Below are 14,218 nucleotides of genomic sequence, written 5' to 3'. Positions count from 1 at the left end.
AAAAAGATATAGACAGTTAATTTGCCTATATCTATCTTATTTGCCCATTCCCAAATATTTTATATTTTGTTGATGTCATTTCCTGCAGTCCAATTGGGCCACGTGCATGTAATTTTTGAGTACTAATTCCAACTTCAGCGCCAAATCCAAATTCTCCACCATCAGTAAAACGAGTTGAAGCATTATGATAAACACAGGCAGAATCTAAAGAATCCATAAAATATCTAGCTGTATCTTCATTATCAGTAATAATACTTTCAGAATGTTTGGTTGAATAATCATAGATATGCTCAATCGCTTCATTGATATCATTCACAACTTTAATATTACAAATATAATCATCATATTCAGTAGCATAATTCTTGGTTGTTGCCTTATTGCCTTCTAGATATTTTAAAACTATTTCATCACCAAATATCTTAATTTTATCAAACCTTGGTTTTAATAACGTTAAAAATTCATTTGCAACACCTTGATGAACTAAAATAGTTTCAATCGCATTACAAACTGAAGGACGAGAAATTTTAGCATTAACTGCAACTTCAACAGCCATTTCTAAATCAGCTTCTTGATCAATGTATAGATGACAAATTCCTGCACCAGTTTCAATTACTGGGACAGTTGCATTATTTACAACATGTTGAATCAACCCTGCTCCTCCCCGAGGAACGACAACATCTATATAATTATTGGCTGTGATAACTTCAGTAACAACACTACGATCTGTTTTCTCAATCAAATTAACAACATTTTCAGGTAAAATATTTGTGATTGCCTCTTTGATTACCCTTACTAGAGCAATATTAGAATTAATCGCTTCTTTTCCGCCTTTTAGAATACAAACATTATTTGTCTTTATACAAATAGCAGCTATGTCAACTGTAACATTAGGGCGAGATTCATAAATAGTAGCTACTGTTCCAATGGGAATACGAACTTGTTTAATGATTAAGCCATTTGGACGTTTTATCTCACGAACAACTTCACCAATGCAATCATGTAATCCAGCTACTTTTAAAACATCATTAGCAATACTTTCAATACGTGACCTAGTTAATAAAAGTCGATCAACCATTGCCTCACTGATTCCGTTTTCCTTGGCGCAAGCAACATCCTTCTTATTTTCGGCCACGATATAATCAATATTAGAAATCAAATTTTTACTAATAGCTTCTAAAGCTTTTATTTTGGTATCTTTATCAATATTTTGCATCTTTCGACAAGCTAGTTTAGCCTGTTTTAATTGTTCTTCTATCATTAATTTTTCACTCCTTCTACTAATACCAGGTTATTTGCGTGAACTACTTCATCATAATCTTTATAATGTAAAACATCCTCGATTTCACTAGTGTTCAATCCTTTAATCAATCTTATCTCATCACTTGAGTAATTTACCATTCCACGTGCTAACAGACTATCATTACCATCAACAATATCAATAATCTGCGAAATTAAAAAATTTCCTCTTACCTCAATAATTCCCTTAGGCAACAAACTTGAGTGGCATGTAACTAATGCTTTTTTAGCACCTTCATCAACAACGATTGTTCCTTTTGGCATACTTCGATACATAATCCAATGTTGTCTAGAATTAAGGAGTCTTCCAGGTTTACCATCAAAATAAGTACCCACATCTTTTCCTTCAATCAGATCAATCAAAACGTTTGGTTGGTTACCATTAACAATAGCCATATCACAGCCAAAGTCATTACAAACTTTAGCTGCTCTAATCTTAGTAATCATTCCTCCAGTTCCAACCTTGCTTGAAGCATCTTTTGCCATGCTTTCAATTTCTTTAGTAATCCCATCGACATTACGAATCAATCTTGCATTCTTATTCGTATGTGGATTATCATCATATAATCCATCAATATCACTGACTAGTACAACCATATCTGCATTAACAGCCGGTACTACCAGTGATGCTAATGTATCATTATCACCAACTTTAATTTCTTCGACCGCTAAAGTATCATTTTCATTAATAATTGGAACTACGTCATATTCAATCAATGCCTGCATTGCATTGTTAAAATTCATCAACCGCTTACGATCATCAAAATCATCATGATTTAATAAAATTTGTGCACATTTTAAATTAAATAAGCTAAATAAATCTTCATATATTTGCATTAATGAAGCCTGTCCAATAGCTGCCAGAGCTTGCTTTTGAGGAATAGTTTGCGGGCGACATTCAAGATTCATTACATGAACTCCAGCATTAATAGCACCACTGCTGACTAATGTAATACTTATCCCTTTACGCTTAATATATGCTATTTGTTGAATTAAATTTAAAATTTTCTCTTTATTAATATTCCCTTCATCATCACATAATGATGATGAACCTATTTTAATAATTAGATTTTTAATATTGCTTAAATCTCGCATTCTAACTTCCCCCTGTAATTATTTTCTTAATTATACAAGGTTTATCTCATCTTCTCAACAAAAAAGTGTTTAAGCATAAATTACTCAAACACTTTATCTATCGATTTCAACTTCATAAATATATTTAAATTCACCATTGACCTTTAGCATAAATTTATTACAAGTATACTCGATTTCAAAAACGTGAATGCACTTGTTTGCTAATATAGCTGTTTCACCAGTTAGAGCAATTTTTAAAGTTCCATTTTTATTCTATATAACAATTTTTTCATAATCAATATTTTGACCAACTAAAATTAGATATTTTTTTATTGATTTTATAGACGGAAATCGTCTTATAACTTCTTGCAAGTGTTTATAGACCTACCGAAAATTCCTGTGTTTTCAATGGTTTTCCCATATCTCTATATATTCTGTCATATCTCCGCACAGCTTCGTTTTGTAAGCGCGGGCGTCAAAAAAGCGTCAAATACAAAAGCAAAAATCAAATGCAGAAGATGATTTTTTCCTACTCTCTATGTTACGCATTAGAGGCTCATTAAGCCTTGCACGAACGGCATTGCAGACACGAAAACTGATAGGGTAAGGTGTTTATATCTTTTCCCTGAAAAATATCATTTGACTGCGTAACATTCCAAAGCAAGCTGCTATCTGTTCTGATTATCCTTTTCCTTTCCATTCCTTTATGAAAAGTTCCGTAGCAAGCATAGGAAAGGGGTACCCTTTCCGTGAAATGCAAGCATTTTTTGTCGTTGATAAGTTAACCTCATTTGCCTTATTTTCTACCTTTATAACAAATCAGTATGAGGTCTTTGGCAATTTTAAGGGGAAAACCGCAACAACTTTTCTCTGTTTCATATCACGGACAAGGACATTGAAAACACTAAAAATTAATTAAAACAGGTATCTGCCGTCAAATAAATAAAATCCTGTATCAATCAGCAATACGATAGCAATGATTAATAATACGGCATAGATGGTATAGGTGATAGGCTTTATATTTTTCGCTTTCAGTTTATCAACCAATGCAACCAACTTGTCCAATAGATTTAGGCTGTTGGCGACATAGACAATTAGTGCCATAAACTGACTGACTACAAACCAAATCGTCATGAGCAGAGTTGCGGTCAGAAAGTTTCCCACTTCACCGCCCATAAGAATAACGGCATAATAAGTGGGGTCAGTAAAACAAGAGATTGCAAATACAAAGCCGGTACTTAGGTACTTAATCCAAGCCCCATTAACAGTTTTCTTCTCCTTTTTCTCATTTTTTTTGCTAATATCCAAAAATCTTCGTAGCACCCATATCAGAATAAAAACGGATACCATAAACTCCAGAACTGCCCAAAACGGGCTATTGTCCCCAGGCACTATACTTTTAAGAATATCTACTGCCGTAGCACCGAAAATAGCGGAAAGTATAGCGCCGATAAAAACGCTAAATCCCGCATAGGAGAGGAAGAACAGCGTAATATTCGACTTCTTTTCTTGCCGCAGTCCCATAGACAAAAGGTAAACTGCTGTAAATGGGTCAACACCTAAAATGCCCAACCCGATTGTACTGATTAATTTGTGTATCATCATTATTCCTCTTATAGATTTTCAATTTTACTGCGGAAAGATGTTAGATATTTTTCCACCAAACGCAATATCTCTTGATGTTCCTTTTCTGTCATTTCCTCAAAGACTTTGTTTTCCGCTTGTTCAATAGGCAATATTTTTTCCCTTACAAGTGCCTCGCCTTTTGCTGTCAAATAGATTTTTAATTCTCGTCCGACACCTGCTTGAAATTCAATCACTCCGTCTTGATTTAGTTTTTTTGCCGATGAATTGACGGTTTGCTTATTCAAGAGTGTGTACTTGTAAATTTCTGTCTGCGTACAGCCGTTTCCTAACACAAGAATTGCCTGCAAAATCGCATAAGCACTATCGGAAAGTCCTTGCATTAGGCAAATATCGTGATAAAGCTCATCAATCGCATTATTCAAACGGTCAAATTCTTGTAGAACGGGATGTTTTTCAAACTTCATATTTGCTCTCCTTTAAGTATGAAATCATACTCAATATTATAGTATGATTTCATACTCCTGTCAATGCCTTTCAGAAAACAAATAGCAAAACCAGCCGCCCTTGCTTGCGTGGCATCCAAGAGAGCAAAAGCAACAAGTGCTTTCGCTCTCGAACAGTATGATTTTTCTTATATCTGCCCGTATCGTTTCATATTGCCTTATTGAGTTAGAGCGGCAAAAAAGCGTCAAAGTGTTTTTTTGAGCATTTGAAACCGCGGTTGTATATACCGGAAAATCAAGCATTTATGCGGGTTCGGGGCGTTTTGTTTGTTGCACCGCTAAAAAAATAATACTATTTTTTATTATTTATTCAATCATTATCAATATGTGCATTTTCTCAAAAATAAAAATCAGTATATACTAAAACTTTTTTAGTATTGTTATTGTGATTCTTTAGCCACTTTTAATAGATTATCACTCTTAACCTCTAAATCATAATCAAAATTATAATTATCCAAATTAGCAGCAAAGATTTCTAACCCCATTTCAATCAAAAAATCATAATAATACATATCATCGTTGTATATTGAAGATAATTTGTGCTTTGATTAAATAATATATATGTTTTATTTTCACAAATTTATACATGTACTTTTAAAATTACCAGATCTCGATAATTAAAATGTAGAATTGCCAGCCATTGACAACTATCATAAGTAATATTTTTCTTTTCTTGTGTTGAAACCAAATTCAACCATCTAATAACTCCTTATAACTCAATTCTAAAGCTTTTGCAAGTATTGGATATCGTGATAGCTCCCATTTGCTGATTATCTTGTCTGATACACATAATTTTTCTCCAAATTCTTTTTGTGTCAAACCTTTCTCTTTTCATAACTCCATCATGAAGGATCCGCATTTTTCATTATCTATATTGCTCATATCTTTCACTCCTTGAGCCTATACTACTATTAAAATTCTAATTATTCAATCAACCATCGGTAGAGTTTATATTTATGACAAAATTACTTATATATAAAACTAATCAGAATATTTAGCTTTTATTTTCTGATTAATTTCCAATTTTCAAAAATATGATCTTTTTTTGTTACAGTGTTTCTAACAATTCCAATAATTTATCAGCATGCATAACTGCTTTTTCTTTCATTTCAGCCATTTTTTCAATATCATTTCTATTTTGATAAGATACTCCGCCTGTATAGACATATCCAAAGTAATCCAATCCACACAAATTACACATTGCCTTTATCGGCGGGAGGAAATCTTCAATAGGATATTTCTGTGCCCCTTCATAACTATACATAAATTCTGGAGCACCAGTCGTAAAAGAAGCAATCAATTTCTTTCCTTTCAATTTATCACCGGTTGAACCGTGGGAAAAGCCATGCTGAAATGTTTCTTCAAGCCAGCGACTTAGTAATGAAGGCATAGCATACCAGAAAATAGGAAATTGCAAAACAATTATATCTGCATTTAAAAGTTTTTCTTGCTCTGCTTCAACATCAATTTGAAAATCTGAATAAAGTTTGTCTAAATAGACAAATTCAGCCTGTGGTAATTTATTTTCAAGCCTTTCTAATATTGCCTTATTTGCAACAGAATTATTTAAGTCTGTGTGTCCAGATACTACTAATATATTTTGCATAAGTCATTACTCCTTTTATTTCATTTTTTTAACCCAGTCAGATAATTCATCTGCACTAACATTTTCGTCAAATCTTTGCCCTTTCATCAAACGAGCACCCTTGCATGAATTTTCTAAATAATCGTTTGTTTTTCCCATTCCGCTCATTCCAGATGTCGCAAATGGAATAATTGTTTTATCCCTTAAATCGTATTGTTCAAGAAAAGTATTGATGATTGTAGGAGCAATATACCACCAGATAGGAAATCCTAAATAGATTATGTCATATTCTCCCATATCACTTATTTTTTCTTTAACGGCTGGTCTGAACGATTTATCGTTCATTTCTACTGATGAACGGCTTTTAGGATTTGTCCAATTCAAATCAGCACTTGTGTAAGGTTGTTCTGGTACGATTTCAAACAAATTCCCCTGCACAACTTCATTTAATCTTTCTGCTACTTTTTTGGTTACACCACTTGCACTAAAATACGCTACTAAAGATTTACTCATTTTTACACTACTCCTTTTCATATTCTATTTGTGTTAATATAAAATTATCTGTTCTGAAAAAGTCTGGTGCTGTTGCACTTACCTTTTGATGAGCAACACTTTGAATAACTTTGTCAAAATCTTGTTTACTTTCTACATCAATCGTCATAGTAACAACATCACTTAGACCAATCCACCCTTTACTTTTTTCTACGATAATTTCTTTGATTTCCGGAAGTTCATTTTTCATGCTTCTCATCAATTCCATTTCTTTTTGGATTTCACTGTCAGTTACTCCCTCTTTGATTGTTGCAATAAAAATATGTCTTATCATTTTTCATCTCTCCTTTTTATTTCTGCCCGACATGAAACATTTTGAAAAATTTATCAATATCCTCTGCATTTTCGTGGTTCATAAATACATTTTCACCCAAGTCCAATTCTTCAATTTTTTTCATTTCTTCATCTGATAGTGAAAAATCAAATATATTAAAGTTTTCTTCCATTCTATTTTTATGAGTCGACTTAGGAATAGCGATTATTCCATTCTGAATTAGAAAACGTAATGCTACTTGCCCGATTGTTTTATTATGCTGTTTTGCAATTTTCATTAAAACTTCATTCTCAAAAATACCTTGACTACCTCTGGCAAATGGTGCCCATGCTTCCAATTTTGTTCCATATCTCTCTAAAAACTTTTTATCATTTTTATGCTGTTGGAAAACATGAGTTTCTAATTGATTTACCATAGGCTTAATTTCACTGAAAGTTGCTAAATCCATAAATCTGTCGAGGTAAAAATTAGACACTCCTATTGCCCTTACTTTTCCTAATTTATATGCTTCCTCTAAGGCTTTCCATGTTCCGTAATAGTCATTGAACGCCTGATGAATAAGAACTAAATCAATGTATTCTATCTGTAATTTTTTCAAAGACTCATGAAGCGAAGCCTTTGCCTTTTCATATCCAGCATTTTCAATCCAAATCTTTGTTGTAATAAATAATTCTTCTCTAGGTACACCACATTTTATGATTGCATTACCAACACCTTCTTCATTGTAATATGCTTGTGCTGTATCAATCAGTCTATATCCAGTTTTAATTGCTTCCAAAACGCAACGCTCTGTTTCCTCATTGCTCATTGTGAATGTTCCATATCCAAGTGCAGGCATTTTTACGCCATTGCTTAAAGTGATAAACTCCATTTTTTTCAACTCCTTTTCATTTACGCATTCTGTAATTCATGCCGTAAAAAATCTATTTCCTGTAATTGATTTTCTTTTACATGAATTTCTTCAAGAATTTTTCTACGTTTTTCGCTTACTATCTGTATTCGTTTTTCTTTTGTTGAAGTGCCTAAATGTGAAAGTCTAATATATAATTCAATTTTTGCATTTGTGAACCCCAAATCATTAAGGATTGTATTGTATTTTTCACCCCTCATGTAAAGGTTCAATTTTCCACCCCTTTCAAAGAAAATAGGTGCACCAAGATAGCGGGTTATCTTGTTACACCTATATTTTAAAGTTCATTCATTGATATGTCTAATGCTTATGTTGGATTAACAGAAATACAAATATTGAATTTCTATTTTAATTATGTTTATAGCGGTCTTTTATAAAACTGATAAAGGTATTTGTTGCCTTAGAATATGATTGACGGTCTTTCCATGCAAGTACAGAAGTTAATTCAAGTTTAGGTTCAAAAGGAATAAACTTCATGTCATCATAATAATTATCTAACTTCACACAGATAACTGCTCCTTTTTTCTCTTTGGCAACAATTACAGCATTATACAATAGATTATAATTTGCACATGATTCCATTTCTTTCGCAAAATCCCCTGACCAACTTGCCAACTCATGATGAACTGGCGTATCAAGGTGTATTGTTATAACCTTTGTGCCTACTAATTCACCAGGGTAGATTACCTGTTTCTTAGAAAGGGGATTATCTTTATGAATGAGAACGCCCCATTGTTCTTTTGTCCTCATACGGATAAAATCATACTTTACGACATTCACTGGTTCTAATAACAAGCCCAAGTCTAAAGTACCTTGTTCCATACGTTCCTTAATATTTTCGTTGTTTCCGCTATATAACTCAAATTGTACGAAAGGGTATATGTTTTGAAAATCAGTGATAAGTTTTGCGATTTCTTGTGCACTTCTCATTTCTCCACAGCCAATTGCAATGTTTCCTGATAATACATCAGTATCTTGTTTTAATTCCGCCTGTGCCTTATCTGCCAAATTCACGATTTCCTGTGCTCTACGGCGAAATAATAAGCCGTCATTTGTTAAGTATATACTATGATTACTCCTTTGAAACAATTTGACACCCAATTCTTCCTCTAGCTGCATAAGCTGCCTTGAAAGCGTAGGCTGTGTGATATGAAGAAGTTGTGAAGCTCTTGTTATATTTTCTTCTCTTGCAACCATTAAAAAATAATTTAAAACTCTAATATCCATTTCCCCACCTGCTTTTTGTTTCATTATAGAATAATAGAAATACATTTACAACATTTCTCTTATACCTATATTCATTTGCAAGCAGGTAAATACAGGTTATTCCTTAATATCCTTTTGTTTAGGAAACTCCACATTCCCATTTTGAAATTATTTTATCACTAATCCTCAATTAATCAGTCAGTTGTTTTGAGATGATTTTTCTCTGTCATCATAAATATACTATTTCTCCAATATTTTCATTTTATACCACATGATTATAATTTTAACTCATTCTATAAAATAATAAACACTTCATAGCATACTAATAAAATAAAAAGTTAGCAGTTTGTCATGATCTTAATTATTTCTTTATCTGTTTCTTTCATTCCTTCTTTACCAAGACGAGCAACATTACGAATCGTATTCTCTACACCTTTAACAACGATTCCATCACCGTCTTTGAATTCTTGACCATCTAAATACATCTTATATCCAAGAATACCAGCATCCACACTAGCTGCAATTTTTGCCGCACAAGAAGATTTTGCACCATCACAAATAATTCCTGAAGTTATTGCTAGTGAATTTACAATTGTGTGAGCAATGCATTCATAATCAGCACCATATAAATAAGCAATTCCACATCCAGCTGCACATCCGGCACTAACAGCCCCACAATAAGCAGATAAACGACCAATTCCATTTTTTTGATGAATCGCAATCAAATTTCCTAGTACTAAAGCACGGTATAACTTCTCATCATTAACATTTAGCTCTTTTGCATATTCAATGATTGGTAAAGAAACGGTCATTCCTTGATTGCCGCTTCCAGAGTTAATAACAACTGGCAATTCACACCCTGACATTCGTGCATCACTTCCTGCAGCGGCAAATGCCTTTGCACGAGTAATAATATCCTGTCCTGAATTTAATAAAACACTACCAATATTGGCGCCATAATTATTAGTTAATCCTTCTTTTGCAATGGCACTATTATAAGCAATTTGTCTTGAAATAATCTCTTTGACATCATTTAGATCAACAATATTGGCAAATTCCAAAATATCCTTAACGTTTAGGCTACAACGATCAATTACCATTTCATTATTACAAATTTTATTTTCTTTAGAGAATAAAACTCTATGATTTTTTTCAATTGATATAATATTAGTGTGTTGATCAACAATTCTGACCATGGCATAATTATCATCATCAAATAAAGTAATTTTAATATCTAAGATATGCTCCGTTTCTAATGGTCTTACTATAATACAATTATGCTCTAAATAATCTTTTATTTCCTTGATTTGATCTTTTTTTACATCAGCAATTACTTCCAATACCTTGTTCGCATTGCCAGCAATTATCCCTGCTGCTACTGCTGCTTCAATCCCTTTTAATCCGTTTGTATTAGGTACAATTACACTCTTAACATTTTTTATAATATTACCACTTATTTCAACTAGACAGCGTGTTGGAGTAGTTCCTAAAATATCACGGGCCTTACTAGCACAATAAGAAAGAGCAATTGGCTCTGTACACCCCATCGCCGGTACTAATTCCTCTTTTAAGATTTGTACATATGTCTGATATTTTATTTCATCAAGTGCCATTTTTATGCCTCCTTCTATTGTAATTATAATCTTATCGTCTTTTTTTACTTTTTACAATAAACGTTTATAAAAATTACTCGATTTTATAGTTGTATACATGTATTTATACATGTTACAATGTAGAAAATAATTAAAAGGAGATTAATAATTACAATGAACTTAATTATACCTGAAAACTACGATCCAGTTTTGGATCTTCGTCAAACCCAGGAAGCAATTAAATATATTCGTGATACTTTCCAAAAAGAGATTGGACGCGCTCTACATTTATCAAGAATATCTGCTCCGCTATTCGTTCAAAAAAGTAGTGGTTTAAATGATAACTTAAATGGTTTCGAATCACCTGTCTCATTTACTATTAATGAAATACCTGGAGAACAAATTGAAGTAGTTCATTCACTAGCTAAATGGAAAAGAATGGCACTTAAAAAATACGGTTTTAAAATGCATGAAGGTTTATATACAAATATGAACGCCATTAGAAAAGATGAAGAAGTTGATAATTTACATTCTTATTACGTAGATCAATGGGATTGGGAAAAAGTGATCGCTAAAGAAGAACGTACTGAAGAAACTTTAAAACGTCATGTTAAAAAGATTTTTAAAGTAATCAAACATATGGAACATGAGGTATGGTATAAATATCCACATGCTGTAAACCGCCTTCATGATAAAATTCATTTCTTTACATCTCAAGAATTAGAAGATCGTTACCCCGATTTAACTCCTAACGAAAGAGAAACAGCGATTTGTAAAGAATTAGGATGTGTTTTTGTAATGGGCGTAGGCTGTAAATTAAAAAGTGGAATTAAACATGATGGTCGGGCTCCTGACTATGATGATTGGAATTTAAATGGGGATATTTTATTCTGGTTTGAACCATTACAATGTGCATTAGAAATTTCTTCAATGGGAATTAGAGTCGATGAAGATACACTTGTAAAACAATTAAAAGCTGAAAATTGTTTAGATCGTCTTAAACTCCCTTATCATAGTCAAATCGTTAACAAAGAATTACCATACACAATTGGTGGTGGAATCGGGCAATCAAGACTATGTATGTTATTATTGAAAAAAGTTCATGTTGGAGAAGTTCAGGCAAGTATTTGGCCACAAGAAATGATTGATGAATGTACTAAACACAATATTAATTTACTATAAAAAACATTGGAAGATACTCCAATGTTTTTTAATTATGACGATAATAGTCACATAGGTATTCTTTTGCAGCAGCTTTACCAATTGATTTATCTACATCATTTCCAGTTAAATATATAATTGCATCATGCCATTCTTTCATACTATAATCATCAACATTTAAAGACAGAATTGCAGAATACAATACATCTTTACCAACATACCTTAAATCAGAAATAATCATACAATTTGTAATATTTCTTAATTGACCTAATAACTCTTCTTTTTCCACTTCTGTACCCCTCAATATCTTATTAAATATATATTATTTACCACATAACACGTATTATGTGGTAAACTACTATAAAAAATAAACACTGCAAAAACAACCTTAAAAAATTAAAAATTTGAGGTTCTTTTAAGTGTGAATAAATTTTTAAAAATATTAAAAAATATATATTTTAGAAAAAAAGAAAATAATTGTCCGAGATTCCCATAAAAATGCTGTTAATAATATTTCAAATTCCTTGTTAAAATTAACTTAATGATGTAAAATGATATTCAGAAGAATAGTTCTTGTTAATCAAATACCACATAATACGTGTTATGTGGTATTTGATTTTTATTTTAATTATTTTTTCGGTTAGAAAATACTAGATCCATCTGATCAAAATATCTTTTAAATTCACGACCACTTGACATTGTATAAATACGAGTAGTGTCCATACTTGAATGTCCTAATAAATCTGCTAAACGTGCAATATCTTTTTTTAAATTATAGTAAGTAACCGCAAAAAGATGACGTAAATTATGAGGATAAACTTTACTGCGCTCAACCTTAGCATCATCACACAAATCTTTCATCGCTTTCCAAATATTACTGCGATCTAACGGTCTTCCGCTTCTGGTTACAAATATTGCCCCATTTTCAATTTTATTTTTATGACAATATTTTAATAAGATTCTTTTTAGATCATCACTAAAAAAAATTTCTCTTACTTTTCCTTTATTATATATTTGCGCATACCCATCCTTAAGTGCTTGGACTGTAATGTATCGATGTTCGCTAACACGTATTCCAGTTGAGCAAATTGCTTGCAGTAAAACATATAGACGCTCGTTTTTTTGCTTTCGAGCAGCATTAACTAATCGTTTATATTCATCTTTTGATAGTTCTTTGCTTTCTTCTAAAAAAACTCTTTTTTGAATTTTTAGTTCTTTGATTTTACATTCTAGCCAACCATTATATTCAAAAAACTGATTTAATGCTGCAAGCATACTATTTATGCTAGTAGGCTTATATGATTTCATTAATTCTTCTTTATATAATTTAACTAATTCCTTAGTAACTTCCTTTTTATCCGCATATTGATAAAATTTTTCAATATCCCGTATATATTTAGTTATTGTTGCTAAACTTTTTTCTTCATCAATTAGATGATTTTTGTAATTAACGATTAATTTTTGATTTATTTCTCTTTTATTCATCTATAATAATCTCCTTAATCTCAATAATCTAATATAAAATAATAACATATACATCTCATATTATTAAATAAATCATATATATTATTGGATTTTTTACGAAAAATAAACAAACAAAAAGAAGAAGTAATTTATCTTTACATCTTCTTTATTCAAACATCTTTTTTTTACTTATATACCAGTCAACTACCTCTAATACACCATGTTCCTCATTAGAGGAAATTGTGTAATCCGCAATTTTCTTAATTGCTTCTTTTGCATTTGCCATGGCAAAACCATATGTAGCCTGCTCAAGCATCTCTAAATCATTACCACTATCCCCAAATGCCATTGTTTCGGCATCACTAATTTTCCAACGTTCCATTAACAGGTTAATTCCATGTGCTTTATTAATCCCAGGGATAATCAAATCAATTCCAAAATGTCCACAATCAACTGGTGTCATAATATGTCCGATCTTCTCTTTCAATTCTGTTAAAATCGTTTCAAAATTATCTTTTGAACAATGCAGATATATCTTAAAAATAGTATCATCAAAATCATCAAAGTTATCTACTTTAGCAAGACGATGATAGTAAAAGTTCATTGTATTATAAAAATCTTCATCTATGTATTTACTAATATAAGCACTTTTTCGACCACAGACAATTTTTTCTACTTCAGGATATTGATTAACTACCTTTAAAACTGTCTGAATATCCTCTTTTGCAAGTTTTGCAACAAAAACATCTTTTCCTTGATCAACGATATAAGCTCCGTTTTCAGCAATGAAAGCCAACTCGTTATGAATATCTGGAAAAAAAGATCTTAGTTGATAATATTGATTCCCACTAGCAACTACAAAATGAATTCCCTTTTCCTTCATAAATTCGTATTGCCTCGTAAATCGTTCTTGATCATATTCATTATTATTTGTTAAAAAAGTTCCATCCATATCTACTGCTATTAATTTTACATTCATATTTACATCCTTTCCATCTTTCGTTATAATGTGAC

At 31.7% G+C, this 14,218-nt stretch carries 17 protein-coding genes; 1 reads left to right on the top strand and 16 read right to left on the bottom strand.

Annotated elements, in window-relative coordinates:
* Positions 1–31: 31 nt before the first annotated feature.
* The 13 genes from KTF99_RS07330 to KTF99_RS07275 all read right to left on the bottom strand — a co-directional run bounded on the left by KTF99_RS07330 (position 32) and on the right by KTF99_RS07275 (position 10,600).
* The gene (locus KTF99_RS07330; protein ID WP_003537629.1) at positions 32–1,258 is read right to left on the bottom strand and encodes a glutamate-5-semialdehyde dehydrogenase; all 1,227 of its coding nucleotides are present in this window, start codon (positions 1,256–1,258) and stop codon (positions 32–34) included.
* Positions 1,258–2,391 carry a glutamate 5-kinase gene (gene proB, locus KTF99_RS07325; protein ID WP_008791651.1) on the bottom strand — a complete coding sequence of 378 codons (1,134 nt, stop codon included), beginning with the start codon at positions 2,389–2,391 and terminating at the stop codon, positions 1,258–1,260. The genes KTF99_RS07330 and proB overlap by 1 nt, the downstream gene beginning before the upstream one ends.
* Positions 2,392–3,285: 894 nt before the next feature.
* Positions 3,286–3,972 (bottom strand): hypothetical protein, encoded by a 687-nt coding sequence (locus tag KTF99_RS07320; protein ID WP_254210106.1) that lies wholly within the window; start codon positions 3,970–3,972, stop codon positions 3,286–3,288.
* An 11-nt stretch (positions 3,973–3,983) separates the two neighbouring features.
* Complete coding sequence (locus KTF99_RS07315; protein WP_029480117.1) at positions 3,984–4,421, bottom strand: MarR family winged helix-turn-helix transcriptional regulator; 438 nt, start codon at positions 4,419–4,421, stop codon at positions 3,984–3,986.
* 419 nt (positions 4,422–4,840) lie between these two features.
* Entirely contained in the window at positions 4,841–4,972 is a 132-nt protein-coding gene (locus KTF99_RS17385; protein WP_003537621.1) for a hypothetical protein, read from the bottom strand.
* Positions 4,973–5,150: 178 nt separating this feature from the next.
* On the bottom strand, positions 5,151–5,279 hold the full coding sequence (locus KTF99_RS07310) for a hypothetical protein (protein WP_003537620.1): 129 nt from the start codon (positions 5,277–5,279) through the stop codon (positions 5,151–5,153).
* A gap of 229 nt (positions 5,280–5,508) precedes the next feature.
* Positions 5,509–6,066: an NAD(P)H-dependent oxidoreductase gene (locus KTF99_RS07305; protein WP_003537619.1), complete on the bottom strand. Its 558-nt coding sequence runs from the start codon at positions 6,064–6,066 to the stop codon at positions 5,509–5,511.
* A 15-nt stretch (positions 6,067–6,081) separates the two neighbouring features.
* Positions 6,082–6,558, bottom strand: a complete 477-nt coding sequence (locus KTF99_RS07300) for a flavodoxin (RefSeq protein WP_008791649.1) — start codon at positions 6,556–6,558, stop codon at positions 6,082–6,084.
* A 7-nt stretch (positions 6,559–6,565) separates the two neighbouring features.
* A complete protein-coding gene (locus KTF99_RS07295) occupies positions 6,566–6,871 on the bottom strand; it encodes a Dabb family protein (protein ID WP_009300249.1) in 306 nt (101 codons plus the stop codon).
* A gap of 16 nt (positions 6,872–6,887) precedes the next feature.
* A complete protein-coding gene (locus KTF99_RS07290) occupies positions 6,888–7,742 on the bottom strand; it encodes an aldo/keto reductase (protein ID WP_003537616.1) in 855 nt (284 codons plus the stop codon).
* 20 nt (positions 7,743–7,762) lie between these two features.
* Positions 7,763–7,981: a hypothetical protein gene (locus KTF99_RS07285; protein WP_003537615.1), complete on the bottom strand. Its 219-nt coding sequence runs from the start codon at positions 7,979–7,981 to the stop codon at positions 7,763–7,765.
* Positions 7,982–8,129: 148 nt separating this feature from the next.
* Positions 8,130–9,032 (bottom strand): LysR family transcriptional regulator, encoded by a 903-nt coding sequence (locus KTF99_RS07280; RefSeq protein ID WP_083824715.1) that lies wholly within the window; start codon positions 9,030–9,032, stop codon positions 8,130–8,132.
* A gap of 293 nt (positions 9,033–9,325) precedes the next feature.
* Positions 9,326–10,600, bottom strand: a complete 1,275-nt coding sequence (locus KTF99_RS07275; RefSeq protein WP_003537612.1) for an L-cysteine desulfidase family protein — start codon at positions 10,598–10,600, stop codon at positions 9,326–9,328.
* Positions 10,601–10,753: 153 nt separating this feature from the next.
* On the opposite strand from KTF99_RS07275, the gene asnA reads away from it, so the two are divergent.
* The gene (asnA, locus tag KTF99_RS07270) at positions 10,754–11,761 is read left to right on the top strand and encodes an aspartate--ammonia ligase (protein WP_217215503.1); all 1,008 of its coding nucleotides are present in this window, start codon (positions 10,754–10,756) and stop codon (positions 11,759–11,761) included.
* 28 nt (positions 11,762–11,789) lie between these two features.
* On the opposite strand, the gene KTF99_RS07265 is transcribed toward asnA, so the two are convergent.
* The 3 genes from KTF99_RS07265 to KTF99_RS07255 all read right to left on the bottom strand — a co-directional run bounded on the left by KTF99_RS07265 (position 11,790) and on the right by KTF99_RS07255 (position 14,183).
* Positions 11,790–12,029: a hypothetical protein gene (locus tag KTF99_RS07265; protein ID WP_008791643.1), complete on the bottom strand. Its 240-nt coding sequence runs from the start codon at positions 12,027–12,029 to the stop codon at positions 11,790–11,792.
* Positions 12,030–12,364: 335 nt separating this feature from the next.
* Positions 12,365–13,225: a tyrosine-type recombinase/integrase gene (locus tag KTF99_RS07260; RefSeq protein WP_003537607.1), complete on the bottom strand. Its 861-nt coding sequence runs from the start codon at positions 13,223–13,225 to the stop codon at positions 12,365–12,367.
* 145 nt (positions 13,226–13,370) lie between these two features.
* On the bottom strand, positions 13,371–14,183 hold the full coding sequence (locus KTF99_RS07255; RefSeq protein WP_003537606.1) for a Cof-type HAD-IIB family hydrolase: 813 nt from the start codon (positions 14,181–14,183) through the stop codon (positions 13,371–13,373).
* Between the last annotated feature and the right edge of the window lie 35 nt (positions 14,184–14,218).

Source organism: Erysipelatoclostridium sp. MSK.7.34, from assembly GCF_019041935.1.
GTDB lineage: Bacteria > Bacillota_I > Bacilli_A > Erysipelotrichales > Coprobacillaceae > Thomasclavelia > Thomasclavelia ramosa.
This window is presented reverse-complemented; position numbering and strand designations above follow the sequence as displayed.

Excerpts from the sequence above, each read along its gene's own strand:
- KTF99_RS07280 (WP_083824715.1), bottom strand. The coding sequence starts at position 9,032 with ATGAAACAAAAAGCAGGTGGGGAAATGGATATTAGAGTTTTAAATTAT.
- KTF99_RS07290 (WP_003537616.1), bottom strand. The coding sequence starts at position 7,742 with ATGGAGTTTATCACTTTAAGCAATGGCGTAAAAATGCCTGCACTTGGA.
- KTF99_RS07320 (WP_254210106.1), bottom strand. The coding sequence starts at position 3,972 with ATGATACACAAATTAATCAGTACAATCGGGTTGGGCATTTTAGGTGTT.
- KTF99_RS07295 (WP_009300249.1), bottom strand. The coding sequence starts at position 6,871 with ATGATAAGACATATTTTTATTGCAACAATCAAAGAGGGAGTAACTGAC.
- KTF99_RS07315 (WP_029480117.1), bottom strand. The coding sequence starts at position 4,421 with ATGAAGTTTGAAAAACATCCCGTTCTACAAGAATTTGACCGTTTGAAT.
- asnA (WP_217215503.1), top strand. The coding sequence starts at position 10,754 with ATGAACTTAATTATACCTGAAAACTACGATCCAGTTTTGGATCTTCGT.
- KTF99_RS07255 (WP_003537606.1), bottom strand. The coding sequence starts at position 14,183 with ATGAATGTAAAATTAATAGCAGTAGATATGGATGGAACTTTTTTAACA.
- KTF99_RS07285 (WP_003537615.1), bottom strand. The coding sequence starts at position 7,981 with ATGAGGGGTGAAAAATACAATACAATCCTTAATGATTTGGGGTTCACA.
- KTF99_RS17385 (WP_003537621.1), bottom strand. The coding sequence starts at position 4,972 with ATGTATTATTATGATTTTTTGATTGAAATGGGGTTAGAAATCTTTGCT.
- KTF99_RS07260 (WP_003537607.1), bottom strand. The coding sequence starts at position 13,225 with ATGAATAAAAGAGAAATAAATCAAAAATTAATCGTTAATTACAAAAAT.
- KTF99_RS07305 (WP_003537619.1), bottom strand. The coding sequence starts at position 6,066 with ATGCAAAATATATTAGTAGTATCTGGACACACAGACTTAAATAATTCT.
- KTF99_RS07300 (WP_008791649.1), bottom strand. The coding sequence starts at position 6,558 with ATGAGTAAATCTTTAGTAGCGTATTTTAGTGCAAGTGGTGTAACCAAA.
- proB (WP_008791651.1), bottom strand. The coding sequence starts at position 2,391 with ATGCGAGATTTAAGCAATATTAAAAATCTAATTATTAAAATAGGTTCA.
- KTF99_RS07275 (WP_003537612.1), bottom strand. The coding sequence starts at position 10,600 with ATGGCACTTGATGAAATAAAATATCAGACATATGTACAAATCTTAAAA.
- KTF99_RS07330 (WP_003537629.1), bottom strand. The coding sequence starts at position 1,258 with ATGATAGAAGAACAATTAAAACAGGCTAAACTAGCTTGTCGAAAGATG.